Annotated in this window: 15 protein-coding genes; 7 read left to right on the forward strand and 8 right to left on the reverse strand. The window is 62.2% G+C overall.

All coding sequences use genetic code 11. From position 1 onward, the window contains the following. Positions 1-56: 56 nt before the first annotated feature. Positions 57-1,721, forward strand: a complete 1,665-nt coding sequence (locus tag YUO_RS0108130; protein WP_028346803.1) for a pyrroloquinoline quinone-dependent dehydrogenase — start codon at positions 57-59, stop codon at positions 1,719-1,721. 63 nt (positions 1,722-1,784) lie between these two features. Then, a complete protein-coding gene (locus YUO_RS0108135) occupies positions 1,785-2,123 on the forward strand; it encodes a c-type cytochrome (protein ID WP_083754523.1) in 339 nt (112 codons plus the stop codon). Positions 2,124-2,680: 557 nt separating this feature from the next. Here the strand turns inward: YUO_RS0108135 and YUO_RS0108145 are convergent. The 4 genes from YUO_RS0108145 to fabI form a co-directional block, all read right to left on the reverse strand. Next, positions 2,681-3,868 (reverse strand): adenylate/guanylate cyclase domain-containing protein, encoded by a 1,188-nt coding sequence (locus YUO_RS0108145; RefSeq protein WP_028346805.1) that lies wholly within the window; start codon positions 3,866-3,868, stop codon positions 2,681-2,683. A gap of 75 nt (positions 3,869-3,943) precedes the next feature. Then, on the reverse strand, positions 3,944-5,029 hold the full coding sequence (gene aroC / locus YUO_RS0108150) for a chorismate synthase (RefSeq protein WP_028346806.1): 1,086 nt from the start codon (positions 5,027-5,029) through the stop codon (positions 3,944-3,946). A gap of 187 nt (positions 5,030-5,216) precedes the next feature. After that, complete coding sequence (locus YUO_RS0108155) at positions 5,217-5,816, reverse strand: histidine phosphatase family protein (protein ID WP_028346807.1); 600 nt, start codon at positions 5,814-5,816, stop codon at positions 5,217-5,219. Positions 5,817-5,828: 12 nt separating this feature from the next. Further along, positions 5,829-6,659, reverse strand: coding sequence for an enoyl-ACP reductase FabI (gene fabI, locus YUO_RS0108160; protein ID WP_028346808.1), 831 nt, complete (start codon positions 6,657-6,659; stop codon positions 5,829-5,831). A gap of 199 nt (positions 6,660-6,858) precedes the next feature. On the opposite strand from fabI, the gene YUO_RS0108165 reads away from it, so the two are divergent. Together YUO_RS0108165 and YUO_RS0108170 are read left to right on the forward strand one after the other, a co-directional pair. Then, positions 6,859-7,347, forward strand: a complete 489-nt coding sequence (locus YUO_RS0108165; RefSeq protein WP_027537716.1) for an RNA polymerase sigma factor — start codon at positions 6,859-6,861, stop codon at positions 7,345-7,347. A 52-nt stretch (positions 7,348-7,399) separates the two neighbouring features. Beyond that, positions 7,400-8,170 (forward strand): anti-sigma factor family protein, encoded by a 771-nt coding sequence (locus YUO_RS0108170; RefSeq protein ID WP_028346809.1) that lies wholly within the window; start codon positions 7,400-7,402, stop codon positions 8,168-8,170. Between the two features lie 403 nt (positions 8,171-8,573). On the opposite strand, the gene YUO_RS0108175 is transcribed toward YUO_RS0108170, so the two are convergent. Together YUO_RS0108175 and YUO_RS0108180 are read right to left on the reverse strand one after the other, a co-directional pair. Beyond that, the gene (locus YUO_RS0108175; protein WP_028346810.1) at positions 8,574-9,542 is read right to left on the reverse strand and encodes a DnaJ C-terminal domain-containing protein; all 969 of its coding nucleotides are present in this window, start codon (positions 9,540-9,542) and stop codon (positions 8,574-8,576) included. Positions 9,543-9,667: 125 nt separating this feature from the next. Then, on the reverse strand, positions 9,668-10,075 hold the full coding sequence (locus YUO_RS0108180; RefSeq protein ID WP_028346811.1) for an RT0821/Lpp0805 family surface protein: 408 nt from the start codon (positions 10,073-10,075) through the stop codon (positions 9,668-9,670). A gap of 122 nt (positions 10,076-10,197) precedes the next feature. On the opposite strand from YUO_RS0108180, the gene pdxH reads away from it, so the two are divergent. Both pdxH and YUO_RS0108190 read left to right on the forward strand, forming a co-directional pair. After that, positions 10,198-10,839 (forward strand): pyridoxamine 5'-phosphate oxidase, encoded by a 642-nt coding sequence (gene pdxH, locus YUO_RS0108185; protein WP_028346812.1) that lies wholly within the window; start codon positions 10,198-10,200, stop codon positions 10,837-10,839. A gap of 174 nt (positions 10,840-11,013) precedes the next feature. Then, positions 11,014-11,766, forward strand: coding sequence for an SDR family NAD(P)-dependent oxidoreductase (locus YUO_RS0108190; RefSeq protein ID WP_028346813.1), 753 nt, complete (start codon positions 11,014-11,016; stop codon positions 11,764-11,766). A gap of 143 nt (positions 11,767-11,909) precedes the next feature. On the opposite strand, the gene YUO_RS0108195 is transcribed toward YUO_RS0108190, so the two are convergent. Both YUO_RS0108195 and YUO_RS0108200 read right to left on the reverse strand, forming a co-directional pair. Then, on the reverse strand, positions 11,910-12,131 hold the full coding sequence (locus tag YUO_RS0108195; RefSeq protein WP_028346814.1) for a hypothetical protein: 222 nt from the start codon (positions 12,129-12,131) through the stop codon (positions 11,910-11,912). Positions 12,132-12,259: 128 nt separating this feature from the next. Beyond that, positions 12,260-13,237: a magnesium transporter CorA family protein gene (locus YUO_RS0108200; protein WP_028346815.1), complete on the reverse strand. Its 978-nt coding sequence runs from the start codon at positions 13,235-13,237 to the stop codon at positions 12,260-12,262. Positions 13,238-13,577: 340 nt separating this feature from the next. On the opposite strand from YUO_RS0108200, the gene YUO_RS0108205 reads away from it, so the two are divergent. Then, positions 13,578-14,267 carry a L,D-transpeptidase gene (locus YUO_RS0108205; RefSeq protein WP_028346816.1) on the forward strand — a complete coding sequence of 230 codons (690 nt, stop codon included), beginning with the start codon at positions 13,578-13,580 and terminating at the stop codon, positions 14,265-14,267. Positions 14,268-14,285 lie beyond the last annotated feature (18 nt).

A 14,285-nucleotide genomic window follows, 5' to 3' on the forward strand; every position in this document is an offset into this window, starting at 1 on the left:
TAGAACATCGAAACCATCAGAGGGAGGCACCGAAACCATCAGAGGGAGGAATGATAATGGGTAAATTGATTTTAGCGGCAAGTTTGGGTCTGACTTGCTTGCTCAGCACCGCAACAGTTGCCCTCGCTGAGGCCCCGGGCACTGAAGACCCGAACAATTGGCCGCAATACAATCGGACCAGCAACGCGTGGCGTTACAGCCCGCTCGATCAAATCAACAAGGACAACGTCAGCAAGCTTTCTGTGGCATGGATCGCCCAGGGCGGCGATATCACCATGGGCATCCAAGAGACGCCTTTGGCGATAGACGGCGTGATCTATTCGATAACCTCTGGGAACCGGGTGGCGGCTCTGGACGCGAAGACCGGGCAGGAGGTCTGGAACTATCAGCCGAAGCTCGATCCGCTCACCAAGAAGGTGTTGTTCTCACCGTATAGCCGTGGCGTCGCGGTCGGCGACGGCAAGGTCTTCATCGGAACAGTGGATGGGCGCGGCATCGCCCTCGATCAAAAAACGGGCAAGGAGATATGGCAAGTCCAGTTGACCGATTTTGCGAACTGCCACGGTTGCAATTTCACCTCGCCGCCCGTCGTTGCTGGCGATATGCTGACTTTCGGATCGACTGCAGGCGAATTGGCGACGCAAGGGAAAATCTTCGGTGTCGAAGCCAAAAGCGGCAAGAAGGTCTGGGAGTTCAACACCATCAAGGACGACCCGAAGAGTTGGCCTGGCACGAGCGGCAAATACGGCGGTGGCGGTGCCTGGATGCCGGGTACCTACGATGCGGAGACAAACACGGTCTTCTACGGCACTGGCAATCCGGGGAAGGATTTCATCAATGAGGACCGGCAGGGTGACAACCTCTACACCGATTCGATTGTCGCTCTCGATCCCAAGACCGGCAATCTGAAATGGTATCGGCAGGAAATTAAGCAAGACGTATGGGACTACGATTCGGCGTATGAGGTGCTCCTGTTCAAGAAGGACGGCAAGGACTTGATCGTCCACATGAACAAGAGCGGCTACGTTTTCGTGCTGGACAAGAATGATGGCAGCATCGAGAACATTTGGCCAGTCAGCGATCTCAAGAATTTTGTCAAAGACATCGACAAGAGGACCGGCGAGTTGATCGGCCGCGTCGAACTGCCGATGAATCAGGAGACGCTGATCTGTCCGTCCACCTTCGGTGGACGTAGCTGGAATGCCGGCGCCTACAACCCCAACACCGGACTTTGGTACAACAACGTGCTGGATTTCTGCGGCTACCTCAAACCAGTGGCGCAGAAGGACGATCCCAAGGACTATGGCACCGGCCATATCGGCGCCAGTGATTTTGGACGGCTGGTGATGGCACCCGATGGGCGCAAGCCCGGCCGGCTCGATGCACGCGATCCATTTACTGGCGAGCGCAAATGGACGCATGAGATGGATGTCCCCGGCTTCGCCAGCGTCCTGACCACCGGCGGCGGGCTCGTGTTCAACGGCGACCCGACCGGCATTCTGCGGGCCTTCGATGCCGATACCGGAAAGGTGCTGTGGAGCTTCAATACCGGATCGGGAATGCGCAGCGGTATCATCAGCTACGCCGTCGCTGGCGAGCAGTACATTTTGGTCCCAAGCGGGTGGGGCTCCTACGCTGCAATCTTGCTTCCCGCATTGTTCCCTCAACTTGAGAAGATGCCTGCGGCTTCGACCCTTATCGCGTTTAAGCTGCCGAAATAGCGAACTAAACAGGGGCGGCCGGGAGCAGCCGCCCCTATCGCGCTTTAGTCGCGGACTAGTTCCATGATGTACAAACTGGTGCTGATGACGATTGCCTGCATTTTCGTTGGCGACGCCGCCTATCCGCAAGAAGACGTTCCGAACCTGAAAGACCCCACAATGATTGCGGCGGGCCATGATCTGTTTTTGCAAAAACAGTGTTCACGTTGCCATGGGGAGGGCGGCAAAGGCGGGATCAATCTCACCCGCCGCGCCCTTGACCCCAGAAGTGTGTTCCAAGCGATCGCCGACGGCCGAATGGGGAGCGGTCTCCGGATGCCAGCGTCGCGCGATGTGCTGACCGATGAAGAGATTTGGAAGGCCACCGCCTACGTCATGTCGATCAGCCAGCAGCCGAAGTAGTTTTAACCCGGATGGAGGAAGTCGCCAGTGTAATAGTCGTGGCTGGCCCTCGGAGCTTTGATTTCGGGCGTCTTTGCGGGAGGGCCCGTCGGTCACTTTGCCTGCCGGCCTTGCGTCTCACTCAAACCGATGTGCAGATACACACTGCGGTGCCGATCAACCGAGCGGGCCGCGCCGCTTATTGTCGCTCGGCCGGCGAGGTCCTTCTCGCCGTTTCTTCGCGGCCCTTCGCCAAATGCGATCATACAATAACGAGACCAACTACCGCCTGAGCGCGTTCTGCTTATGATTCATGCCCGTTGATGGCCCTTTTGCGACCTCAGGAGATGTCGGCTTTTCCGCTGCTGTTGGAGGTAGAGCTGACATCAGACGGCCAGCCGCTCAGTACACGGCCCAGAACTTGACTCAGAGAACTGGGTTACAGTCTCACTGAGCGCCGCGACCCTCACCCGGATTGCACTGGACCATGCTTCGCATTCCCCGGCGCAATCCGTCCTCTCCGCGCCTGGGAGAGGGGGATTCCAGGCGATCGACTGAACCCGATCTCATCAGACTCTCTAAGCCGCCGCCGAGGTCTCATCGGCGAGGCCATAGACGCGCGCGGCCTTTGCAAAACCGGCGACAGGAAACTCGCCAAGCTCGCTCCAACCGCCGCGACAAATTCCGGCAAAGCCTTCGGAGGCGACGACGGTGCGGCCGAGCTGGCTGGCGATCTTTTCCAGCCGCGCCGCGAGATTGACCGCCGGACCGATGCAGGTGAAGTCGAGCCGGTTGCCGCCGCCGATATTGCCGTAGAGAATTCGCCCGACATGCAGGGCGAGGCCGAAACGAAAACGTTCGACCGCGTCTCCAATCGGGTAATTCAGCTCGGCGATGCTGGCGCGGGATTCGTGGGCGGCCTCCAGCACATGCGAGCAGACTTGCCGCTCGTCGCCGACATATTCATCGATCGGGAACACCGCGAGCAGCCCGTCGCCCATATATTTCAGCACGTCGCCGCCGTGCTTCTTGATCGCTGTGACCTGGCAATCGAAATAGCGGTTCAGAATGTCCACGACGGCCTCGGCCGGCAGCCGGTCCGACAACGCCGTGAAGCCACGCAGATCGGACAGCCAGATCGCGGCATTCATCGTCTCGGTGTGGCCGCGGCGAATTTGCCCGCCCATGATCCGCTCGCCGGCGCGGTTGCCGACATAGGTATCGAGCAGGCTGGCAGCCATGCGGTTCAAACTGAGGATCTCGACCACGCGCGCTAGCGGCTTGGCAAGACTCCGCAGCGCCGCCAACTGTTCATCCGTAAACCCGCCCGGCTGCTTGGTGGTCCAGCTCGATGCGTTCACCGTGCCGCCAATGAAGGGCAGCGGCAGGGCGACATAATCCGTGACGCCTTCGGCGCGAAGGTCGTCGATGATTGGAAAACGGCTGCTCTGGGGATCATCGGGCCGGGCTCGAACTTCCAGCCCCTGTTGGAACACGATGATCAGCGGGCTGCTGTGAAAATCCGGTGACTGCAGGATATTGTAATCGACCGAACCGACCTCGACCTCGGCGCCTGGCTTCCAGATAAAGCTGCGCCCATAGATTTCGGGGTGCAGGGTACGAACGAAGACGCCGACGCGCCACAGCGGCAAGCCGGCCGCGACCATTCGCTCGGCGCACTCGGCCATGAACCGGGTCGGGCTGGTCGCGGTTCGCCCGCCGTCGATCAGCCAGTCGGTCAGCTTCTGTAGTTCGGAGATATCCATCACGCCGGTATTTGCCGCGCAAGTTCGGCGCGCGTCAAGGCGACAGGAACGCTTGACGTTGAGAGAGGTCCGGCGTCAGCCGACCTGCCCGCGATGGCGCAGGAAATGATCCGCCAGCACGCAGGCCATCATCGCCTCGCCGACCGGAACCGCGCGGATACCGACGCAGGGGTCGTGGCGGCCTTTTGTCATGATGTCGGTGTCGGCGCCGGCGCGATCCACCGTCTTGCGCGGCGACAGGATCGACGAGGTCGGCTTCACCGCAAAGCGCACCACCACCGGCTGACCGGTCGAAATGCCGCCGAGCACGCCGCCGGCATTGTTGGACAGGAAGCGCGTGCCGTTGTTGCCGGTGCGCATTTCATCGGCGTTTTCCTCGCCCGACAATTCGGCAGCAGCAAAGCCCGCGCCGATCTCGACGCCTTTCACCGCATTGATGCTCATCATGGCGGCCGCCAAGTCGGCGTCCAGCTTGGCGTAGATCGGCGCGCCCCATCCCGCCGGCACGCCTTCGGCGACCACTTCGATAACCGCGCCGATCGAGGAGCCGCTCTTGCGGATGCCGTCCAGATACTGCTCGAAGAAGGCGGCCTTGTCCTTGTCGGGACAAAAGAATGGATTGCGCGCGATCTCGTCCCAGTCCCACTTGTCGCGATCGATCTTGTGCGGGCCCATCTGCACCAGCGCGCCGCGCACCTTCACCTCGGGCAGAATTTTGCGCGCGATGGCGCCGGCCGCGACGCGGGTTGCGGTCTCGCGCGCCGACGAGCGTCCACCGCCGCGATAATCGCGCAGGCCATATTTGGCCTCATAGGTGAAGTCGGCATGCCCCGGGCGAAACTTGTCCTTGATCTCGGAATAGTCCTTGGAGCGCTGGTCGGTGTTTTCGATCAACAGCGCGATCGGCGTTCCCGTCGTCACCTGCACGCCGGTTTCCGGATGCGCCATCACGCCGGACAGGATCTTGACCGCATCCGGCTCCTGGCGCTGGGTGGTGAAGCGCGACTGGCCCGGACGGCGGCGGTCGAGATCGTGCTGGATGTCCTCTGATGTCAGCGGGATCAGCGGCGGACAGCCGTCGACCACACAGCCGATCGCGACCCCATGGCTTTCGCCGAAGGTCGTGACCCGGAACAGATGGCCGTAGGTGTTGTGGGACATGGCGTGCTTGGCTCGTAAGTCACTACTGACCGTGTCGTAACGCGGGGGGCCACGGCGGTCAAACTGCGGTGTCATTCCGGGGCGCCCGAAGGGCGAACTATGGGGCGCCCCTTGCGCCCCTGAGAATCTCGAGATTCCGGGTTCGATGCTTCGCATCGCCCCGGAATGACGGCCTTAAACACCGCGCTTAACTATATTTCCGCAAGGCTCCGTCGCGGAACACGTAGACCGCGCCCTGCTCGATCACGAGGTCGGCGGCGCTGGCCGGCGTCTCGATACCGAGCGCCACCATCAGCGCCCGCGCGGTGCCGCCATGGGCCACGGCGACAGTGTCCGCACGCACGGAATCGTACCAGTCGCGCATCCGGTGCTGCACCTCGGCATAGGTCTCGCCGCCTTCCGGCGCCATCGTCCACTTCGCTGTCAGCCGCTTGGCGTAGAGCACGGGGTCGGCGGCCTGCATCTCGGCCAGAGTCGAGCCCTCCCAGACGCCGTAGCGGATCTCACGCAGGCGGTCGTCGAGCGCGTAGTCTTCCGGCGGAAGTTCTAGGGCGCCACGCACCAATTCCATCGTCACCCGGGCGCGGCCGAGCGGGCTGGCGACAAACGGCAGCGCGAACTTGTCGCGGCCGTCCCGCTTCAGGAGATCGGCAAGGACATTGCCGGCGTGGGCCGCCTGCTTGCGGCCGAGATCGTTCAGTGGAATGTCCTGCGCGCCCTGCAGCCTGCCTTCCGCGTTCCACGACGTCTCGCCATGGCGGATGTAGTAGATCACGGGCGCAGGCATCGGACTTTACGGCTATTCCTTGGCTACCGAATTGGAGAGCGAGATGTCTGGCGCGTCGGGGCGCTTCATGCCGACGACGTGATAGCCGGAATCGACGTGATGAACCTCGCCGGTGACGCCGCGCGACAGGTCCGACAACAGATACAGCGCGCTGCCGCCGACTTCCTCGATGCTCACCGTGCGGCGCAGCGGCGCGTTGTATTCATTCCACTTCAGAATGTAGCGGAAATCGCCGATGCCGGACGCCGCCAGCGTCTTGATCGGCCCCGCCGAGATCGCGTTGACTCGGATGTTCTTTTCACCAAGGTCAGCGGCGAGATAGCGCACGCTGGCCTCCAGGGCTGCCTTCGCAACCCCCATCACGTTGTAATGCGGCATCCATTTCTCGGCGCCGTAATAGGTCAGCGTCAGGATCGAGCCGCCGTCGGTCATCAGCTTCTCGGCGCGCTGCGTGATCGCAGTCAGCGAATAGCAGGAGATCAGCATGCTCCTGGAGAAATTATCCTGCGTCGTCTCCAGATAGCGGCCCTCGAGTTGGTCCTTGTCGGCGAACGCGATGGCGTGGACCACGAAATCGATCTTGCCCCACTTTTCGCGGAGCACATCGAACACCGCATCGATCGTCGCGGCATCGGTGACGTCGCAATGGCCCAGCAAAAGGCCGTTCAGCTCCTTGGCCAGAGGTTCGACCCGTTTCTTCAGCGCATCGCCCTGCCAGGTGAGCGCGATTTCCGCGCCCGCGTCGTGGCATGCCTTGGCGATGCCCCAGGCAATCGAGCGGTTGTTGGCAACGCCGAGGATCACCCCGCGCTTGCCTTGCATCAGACCTGATTTTTGCGACATCTGCTTTCCAATCGCGCTTCCATCCAGGGCTTTCCATCCAGGCTTGGAGGTACACCAGCACTCCGGCACGGTCGAGCCCAAATCCGCCGTTCGGATTAACGCTGTTTCGCGTGCGGCTCAATGGCTGGAATAGACGCGTCAATTGGGTGTTATGTTAGGTAAGGCGTTCGCGCCTCATAACTCTTGCAATCTGGTGCTGATGAGCGCGTTTCGTCAAAGTGTCGAAGCCATGATTCCGGCGCTCCGCCGCTATGCACGCGCACTCGCGCGCGATGCCGACATCGCCGACGACCTGGTGCAGGATACGCTGGTGCGTGCGTTGCGTTCCGAGCGGCTGTTTCTCGGCGGCGACGTCAGGAGCTGGCTCTATACGATCCTGACCAATTTGAACAAGAACCGGCGGCGATCGCTGGCGCGGCGGCCGCAGTTCATGCCGCTGCTCGACAACAACCCGGACGCCAGCGGCACCGAGGCGGAAGGCCGCGATATTGCGCGTGCGCTGGCAACGCTGGTGGAAGAACAGCGCTCGGTGCTGCTCCTGGTGATGCTGGAAGGGCTGAGCTACCGCGAGGTCGCCGACATCCAGGGCGTGCCGATCGGCACCGTAATGTCCCGGCTTGCCCGCGCACGCGCGCATGTCAAAGCTTCGCTCGAGGGCGAACGCGCGGCGCTCAGGCGGGTGAAATGACGAAGGCGCACGAAACGCGTTACGCAGCAGATCAGGATAGACAGAGACGACAATGACCGATCGCAACATTCCCGTCACCGAAGACGAGCTGCATGCTTACGTCGACGACGAGCTGCCGGCAGAACGCCGCGGCGACGTCGAAGCGTGGCTCGCCTCGCATCCCGACGATGCCGCGCGGGTGCGGTCGTGGCGCGCGATGGCGGAAGCGCTGCATACCAGGTACGATTCGGTTGTCGACGAGGCGGTGCCGAGACGGCTCGATATCGAACGGCTGGTGCGACAGCCGCGCAGATGGGTGTACGGCACGGTGGCGGCGACGCTGGCGGCGTTCATCGTCGGCGGCGGCATCGGCTGGTTCGCGCGCGGCGCGGCGACTGCACCCTCGGCTTTCCAAAATTTGACGGTGCATGCGATCGAAGCGCACCGGCTTTACGTGGTGGAAGTGCGGCATCCCGTCGAGGTGCCGGGCAGCGAACGCCATCATCTGCAGCAGTGGCTGACCAAGCGCTGCGGCTGGGTCGTCCGCGCCCCGGAACTGGCGGGGGCTGGGTTGAAACTCGTCGGCGGACGGCTATTGCCGGGTTCCGGGGGCCCGGCATCCTTTATGATGTATGAGAGCGCCTCAGGCGAACGTTTCACGATCTACACTGCAAAATCGGACGCCGAGACGACCCAAATGCGGTACGCGGCGGAAGGCAAGGAGAGCACCCTGTTCTGGGCCGACGACGGCGTCGTCTATGCAGTGGTGTCGACCGGCGCCGACCGGGGGCGGCTGACCCAGATCGCCCAAGCTGTCTACGATCAGCTGGAAAAGAAGAGCTGACCCGTAGCTCTGGTGGAACTCAGTGAAACCCGGAGATCGTTGCGACCGGATCACGTGTTCCCGGATTGCGCTTCGATTCATCCGGGTGACGGCGGCGAAAAGCGGCGAATCGGCAACACCCGCGCCGCTTGTCCAAATTCTGACACCGAAAATCTGGAATCAAAACACCGGTGCGTCTCATTAATGCACCGGGTGATCACGCGAAAATGAGCAGCGTTCGATCCGCCGATCGGCGCAAGCGGCCTCGATCGGGGTTTGGTACCGCGCTGGTCCCCCTTTCGAGGCCGCCCCTTTTTCCGGGAAACCCTTTGTTTCCAGGAAGAAGTGCGCTTTTTTGGGAAACTCCTGCTCGGAACCCCACTATCCAATTCCACGCAAATTCTGCGCCGCGAACCCGGCCGAATCAGTCGAAATCACTGCGCGGATTGTACGGGTGGCCATCGCGCCACTTGTGCATCAATGCCTCGAGCTCGCTATCGTTCCCGTCGGGCAAAATAATTCGGGTGGTGACGAGCAGGTCCCCAGTTTCCCCGGGCTTGGGCAGGCCCTTGCCCTTGAGACGGAAGGTGCGGCCGCTCGAGGTATTTTTCGGGATCGAGAGCTCGACCGCGCCACCCAGGGTGGGCACGCGGACCTTGCCGCCCAACACCGCCTCATAGAGCGTGATGGGCAGATCCAGGCGCAAATCGCTGCCATCGACCTTGAAGAAGGGATGCGGGGCGATGCTGACCGTAATCAGGAGATCACCCGGCGGGTGGCCCGGCGCGGTTTCGCCCTGCCCCTTTAGCCGGATCTGCTGACCGGCGGTGACGCCTGCGGGGATCTTGACGTTGAGCTCCTTGCCGGTCGGCAAACGGACGCGCTTTTCCCCGCCCTTTACCGACTCTTGCAGCGACACCGTCATGGTGACGTTCAGATCGAGATCGAGGCCGACTCCGCCGGTGTCGAATTCAAAGGTCCGGCTGCTGCCGGCACGTCCGCTCCTGGCTGCGCCGCCGAACATACTGTTGAGGATGTCCTCGAAGCCCGCGCCACCCATGCCGCCGGGACCGCCGCCGCTGCGGAAAGTGTAGGATTCGAAACCGCCTCCACCGGCTCGGCCACGCGGATCGCTGGAAAAACCTCCACCAGGAAAGCCTTGGAAGCGCGGCTTGCCCTCGGCATCGATCTCGCCGCGATCGAACTGCTTGCGCTTGTCCTCGTCGCCGATGATCTCGTTGGCCGCGTTGATCTCAGAAAATCGCGCCGCAGCCTTCGGATCGTTATTGTTGTTGTCGGGGTGATGCTTCTTGGCGAGCTTGCGGTAGGCACTCTTGATCGCCGTAGCGCTGGCGCCTCGCGGCACCCCCAAGACCTCATAGGGGTCGCGCATCCGTCACGTCTCCTTCACGGAAATTCGGTTTTTGAAGCTTAGGGCAATTCGCCCGCTTTGGCTTCATCTGGGGAGCCAGTTGCATTTTTGCAACTACCACGTCGCTTGAAGGGCGATTTGAGACGTTATCCCCTCGTCCACGGCTTAATTGTATGGATTTCCCATCGACCATGGCCTGCCTTGCAGGCGGCGCCCTGCAGCCAGCTTTCCGAGCGGCCGTTGACGTAGCTCGCCAGGAAATCCCGGCAGGTGCGCCCATCTTCCGCAGAATAGGCCTGGGACAGCGGCGTCACCGAGCCGCGCGCGCCGGTTTCCGGATTTTCCCAGGGCTGGCTGGAGTCCTTGTCGCCCTTGGTCAGCACGTCGGAAGCGGCGGTACGGGCAAAGGCGAGATCGCTCTCGGTCGGCACCGGCGGGGCGGCCGGCTGCTTGCCCAATGTCCCCGTGACGTCGGCAGCGTGCATCTTGGCGTAGGCATCCGGGCACGACAGGCTGCAGCCGCCCGAGCCGAGACCGATCAAAATCAACGTCATCGCAGCGCCCCTCGGCCCGATCGCCGATAGGCCAATGCGTCCCCATGCCCTATATAGGGCGTGCCCGTATCGGGGCTGCAACGCGTTCTCGGACGCGAGGGTACGCAACTGGGACTCCTGAGATGACGGACACGACCTCCATCAAACACCCGACACCGTTAACATCGGGTGATTTTACCGCGGCCGAGGAACCGTTTGCGCTGTTCGCCGAGTGGTTTGCAGAAGCCGTGAAGTCCGAGCCGAACGATCCCAACGCGATGGCGCTGGCGACCGTCGATGCCGACGGGCTACCCGATGTCCGGATGGTGCTGATGAAGGGGTATGATGCGGATGGTTTCGTGTTCTACAGCCACATCGCCAGCCAGAAGGGCCGCGAACTCGCCACAAATCCTAAGGCCGCTTTACTATTTCACTGGAAGTCGCTGCGCCGTCAGGTGCGCATCCGCGGCAGCGTGACGCCGGTAACGGACGAGGAAGCCGATGCCTATTTCGCGACGCGTCCGAAGCAGGCACAGATCGGCGCCTGGGCCAGCAAGCAGTCGCAGCCGCTGGAGAGCCGCTTCGCCTTCGAGCAGGCAATCGCCAAGGTCGCGGCCAAATACATCATCGGCGAAGTGCCGCGCCCATCCGGCTGGAGCGGTTGGCGCATTGCGCCCCAGCGTTTCGAATTCTGGCACGACCGGCCGTACCGCCTGCACGACCGCATAGAATTCCGCCGCGATGCGCCGTCACAAGCCTGGAGCAAGGTGCGGCTCTATCCCTAAACTCAAAAGCGTCATGGCCGGACCAAGGCGCGAAACCCGTCTTGGTGTAGGATGTCCCGACCATCCACGTCCGTCGATGTGATCAAGCAAGACGTGGACGCCCGGGAGCGCAGACAAGTCTACGTAGTCTGCGCAAAGCAGACTACTATGCCCCGGCACAACGAGAGAACCTAAATGCCCTCTTCATCCAACGCGCCGCGGCGCACGTTGCTCCTGACCGGTGCCAGCCGCGGCATCGGCCATGCCACCGCTATCCGGTTTTCCTCGGCCGGCTGGCGCGTCATCACCTGTTCGCGGCATGCCTTCCCGGAAGTCTGCCCGTGGGGCGCCGGCCCGGAGGATCACATCGAGGTCGACCTCGGCAGCCATGACGACACCGTGCGCGCGATTTCCGAGATTCGCAGGCGGCTGGAGAACGACGAGCTGCACGCGCTGGTCAACAACGCGGCGATCTCGCCGAAGGCGCCGGGCGGCGAACGGCTCGGCACCATGGACACCGATGTCGAAACCTGGAACCACGTCTTTCACGTCAACTTCTTCGCGCCGATCATGATCGCGCGCGGACTGCTCGAGGAGTTGAAACACGCCAGGGGCGCGGTGGTGAACGTCACCTCGATCGCGGGCTCGCGTGTGCACCCGTTCGCGGGCGCGGCCTATGCGACCTCGAAGGCGGCGCTTGCCGCGCTGACGCGCGAGATGGCGTTCGATTTCGGCCGCGTCGGCGTCCGCGTCAACGCGATCGCGCCCGGCGAGATCGACACCTCGATCCTGTCGCCGGGCACCGAGAAGATCGTCGAGCAGCAGATTCCGATGCATCGCCTCGGCACGCCGGACGAGGTCGCCAAGATCATCTACGTGTTGTGCACGGAAACCAGTTCGTATGTGAACGGCGCCGAGATTCACATCAACGGCGGCCAGCACGTTTAGTGCTTGGATGTCGCAACTCTTAAACCCTCATGGTGAGGAGGCGCGCTAGCGCCGTCTCGAACCACGAGGCCCGTGGCCCATCCTTCGAGACGCGCGCAAGAGCGCGCTCCTCAGGATGAGGTCGACGTTTGCGGATACGATATTCACTCCGCGCAAAACTTCCGCTGCGCAGTGCGCAGAGCAGTGGTCGCAGCGACGTTGAATGTGCTCGAACACTCGTCCTCGTTCTCGCCGTCCGCCAGCACAGCACCGCAGTGCCGGCAAAGCCGCGTCGAGAACGCCTGCGCCTTGCCAACGCTGCGGCCCTGCTGATAGCGGGCCAGATCGATGACGTTGCGTGGCGACATTATGAGTTTCTCAACCATGGGGTCCTCGCGGCCTGAGAGACACGTTATCGCAGACAAGTTTCGACCATTCGTTCAGTCCACCGCTCAAATTTTAGCGGTGGCTTGAGCCGATCTTTCGCACATCGGGAACCGCACGGAACTGTGATCTACAGCCACTTCTTCCACTTGAAAAGAAAGTACGGCAGCACTGCTGCCATGAGCATCATGGATAGCGCCATCGGATAGCCGTGCACCCATTCAAGTTCCGGCATCACCTTGAAGTTCATGCCGTAGATCGAGGCGATCAGCGTCGGCGGCATCAAGACCACCGCCATCACCGAGAACAACTTGATGATGTTGTTCTGCTCGAGATTGACGACGCCGAGCATGGCGTCGAGCGTGAAGGTGATCTTGTTGGAGAGGTAGGAGGCGTGGTCGGTCAGGGAACCGACGTCGCGCTGCATGGTCTTGAGCTGCTCGCGCATATCCTTGGACCATTTGACACCCTCCACCACCGCCGACAGGAAGGTGACGACGCGGCCGATCGAGACCAGGCTCTCGCGGATCTTGGAGACCAGATCTCCCTTGCGCCCGATCGCGATCAGGATCTGCGAGTATCGCTTGGCCTGACCATGTCGTGCGCTTTCGGGCTCGAAGATGTCGTGCGAGACCTGGTCGACCTCGGCGCCGGCGCGCTCCAGAATGTCGGCGCAGCGGTCGATCACCGCGTCGAGCAGTTCCATCAGCACCATCTCGCCCGATATCCCCGGCATGCATGAGCGCGCCAGCTTGTGCTCAACGAGCGCAAACGGCTTCGGCTCGTCGTAGCGCACGGTCACCAGACGGTGACCGGCGAGGATGAACGTGACGGCCGTGGTCTTCGGCATGTCGGTGTCGGATTGGCACATCAGCGTCGCGGTCATGTAGCGGGCGCTGTTCTCAATGTAGAGCCGGCTGGAAATCTCGATCTCCTGCATGTCTTCCCGGGTCGGCACCGCGATCCCGGCCAGCCGCTCGACCGCGCGGTCCTCCTGCCCCGTCGGGTTCAACAGGTCGATCCAGACCGCATTGTCCGGCAATGCCGCCGGGTCCACGTCCGGGAGCTTCTTCAGGGTAGATTCGAAGGGAACAAACACCGAAAACATGGGCAACTCCGGAACCGGTGGGAAATCTCACCCAGCGGCACTAAACCCGATTCTGGCAAGCGCTTCATGACCCGCGCATTAACCGACAGTCGATATTTATGGCAGCGAGGTGGCGGCGGCGCGGCCGCGATTTGGTTCCGCGCCATCCCTGCCCGGAAATCAACCGGAAGTCGCAAAATTTGCGGCATAAAAGCCACAGCCAGCCTTCCGCAGCGCAGAATGGACGTGCAAATGCTGGCATGTCAGCCGGCTTTTGCGGATAATGAGATTAATGGAATCGTCGCGTTTGAGGCGCAAGATTGTGGCTTGCGAACGCCTGACTTTCGATTGGAAGTGTACCATGTCGTCGCTGAAAGTATTTGCGGGGCTGCTCGCCGCCGGCCTTGCGTTGTCCGGCTGCATGCCGGCAACCACCTATCAAGCCGCCCCTGAAGCCACCCTCAAGCCGAACGACAAGGCCCAGCTTGCCAAGGCGCGCTACGCGGCCGTCAAGCCCCCGGAACCGTTCCGCCGCGCCATCGTCGACTATCACCGCAAGGAACTGCCCGGTACCATCGTTGTCGATTCCGACAACCATTACCTCTATCTGGTCCAGGACGGCGGCAAAGCGATCCGCTACGGCGTCACCGTCGGCGAGGAAGCCCTCGCATTCTCCGGCATCGCGCGCGTCGGCAACATGGCGGAATGGCCGAAATGGACGCCGACCGCCGACATTCACAAGCGTATCGAGGGCCTGCCGGCCTCGGTGCCCGGCGGCGTCGACAATCCGCTCGGCGCCCGCGCGCTCTACCTGTACCAGGGCAACCGCGACACGCTGTTCCGCATCCACGGCACCAACCAGCCGGAATATATCGGCGCCTCGATCTCGTCGGGCTGCATCCGCATGACCAACGAGGACGTCATCGACCTCTACAGCCGGGTGAAGACGGGCACCGTGGTCGTCGTGCTCGAACCCAAGCAGGGCGACTCGCCGTTCAATTCCAAGATGGCGCTGCAGGGCGGCGGCAACAGCAGCTCGATGGCGCAGTAGCCTGAAGCGTTACAGCGG

The sequence above is a fragment of the Bradyrhizobium murdochi genome (genome assembly GCF_000472965.1).
Taxonomy (GTDB): domain Bacteria; phylum Pseudomonadota; class Alphaproteobacteria; order Rhizobiales; family Xanthobacteraceae; genus Bradyrhizobium; species Bradyrhizobium murdochi.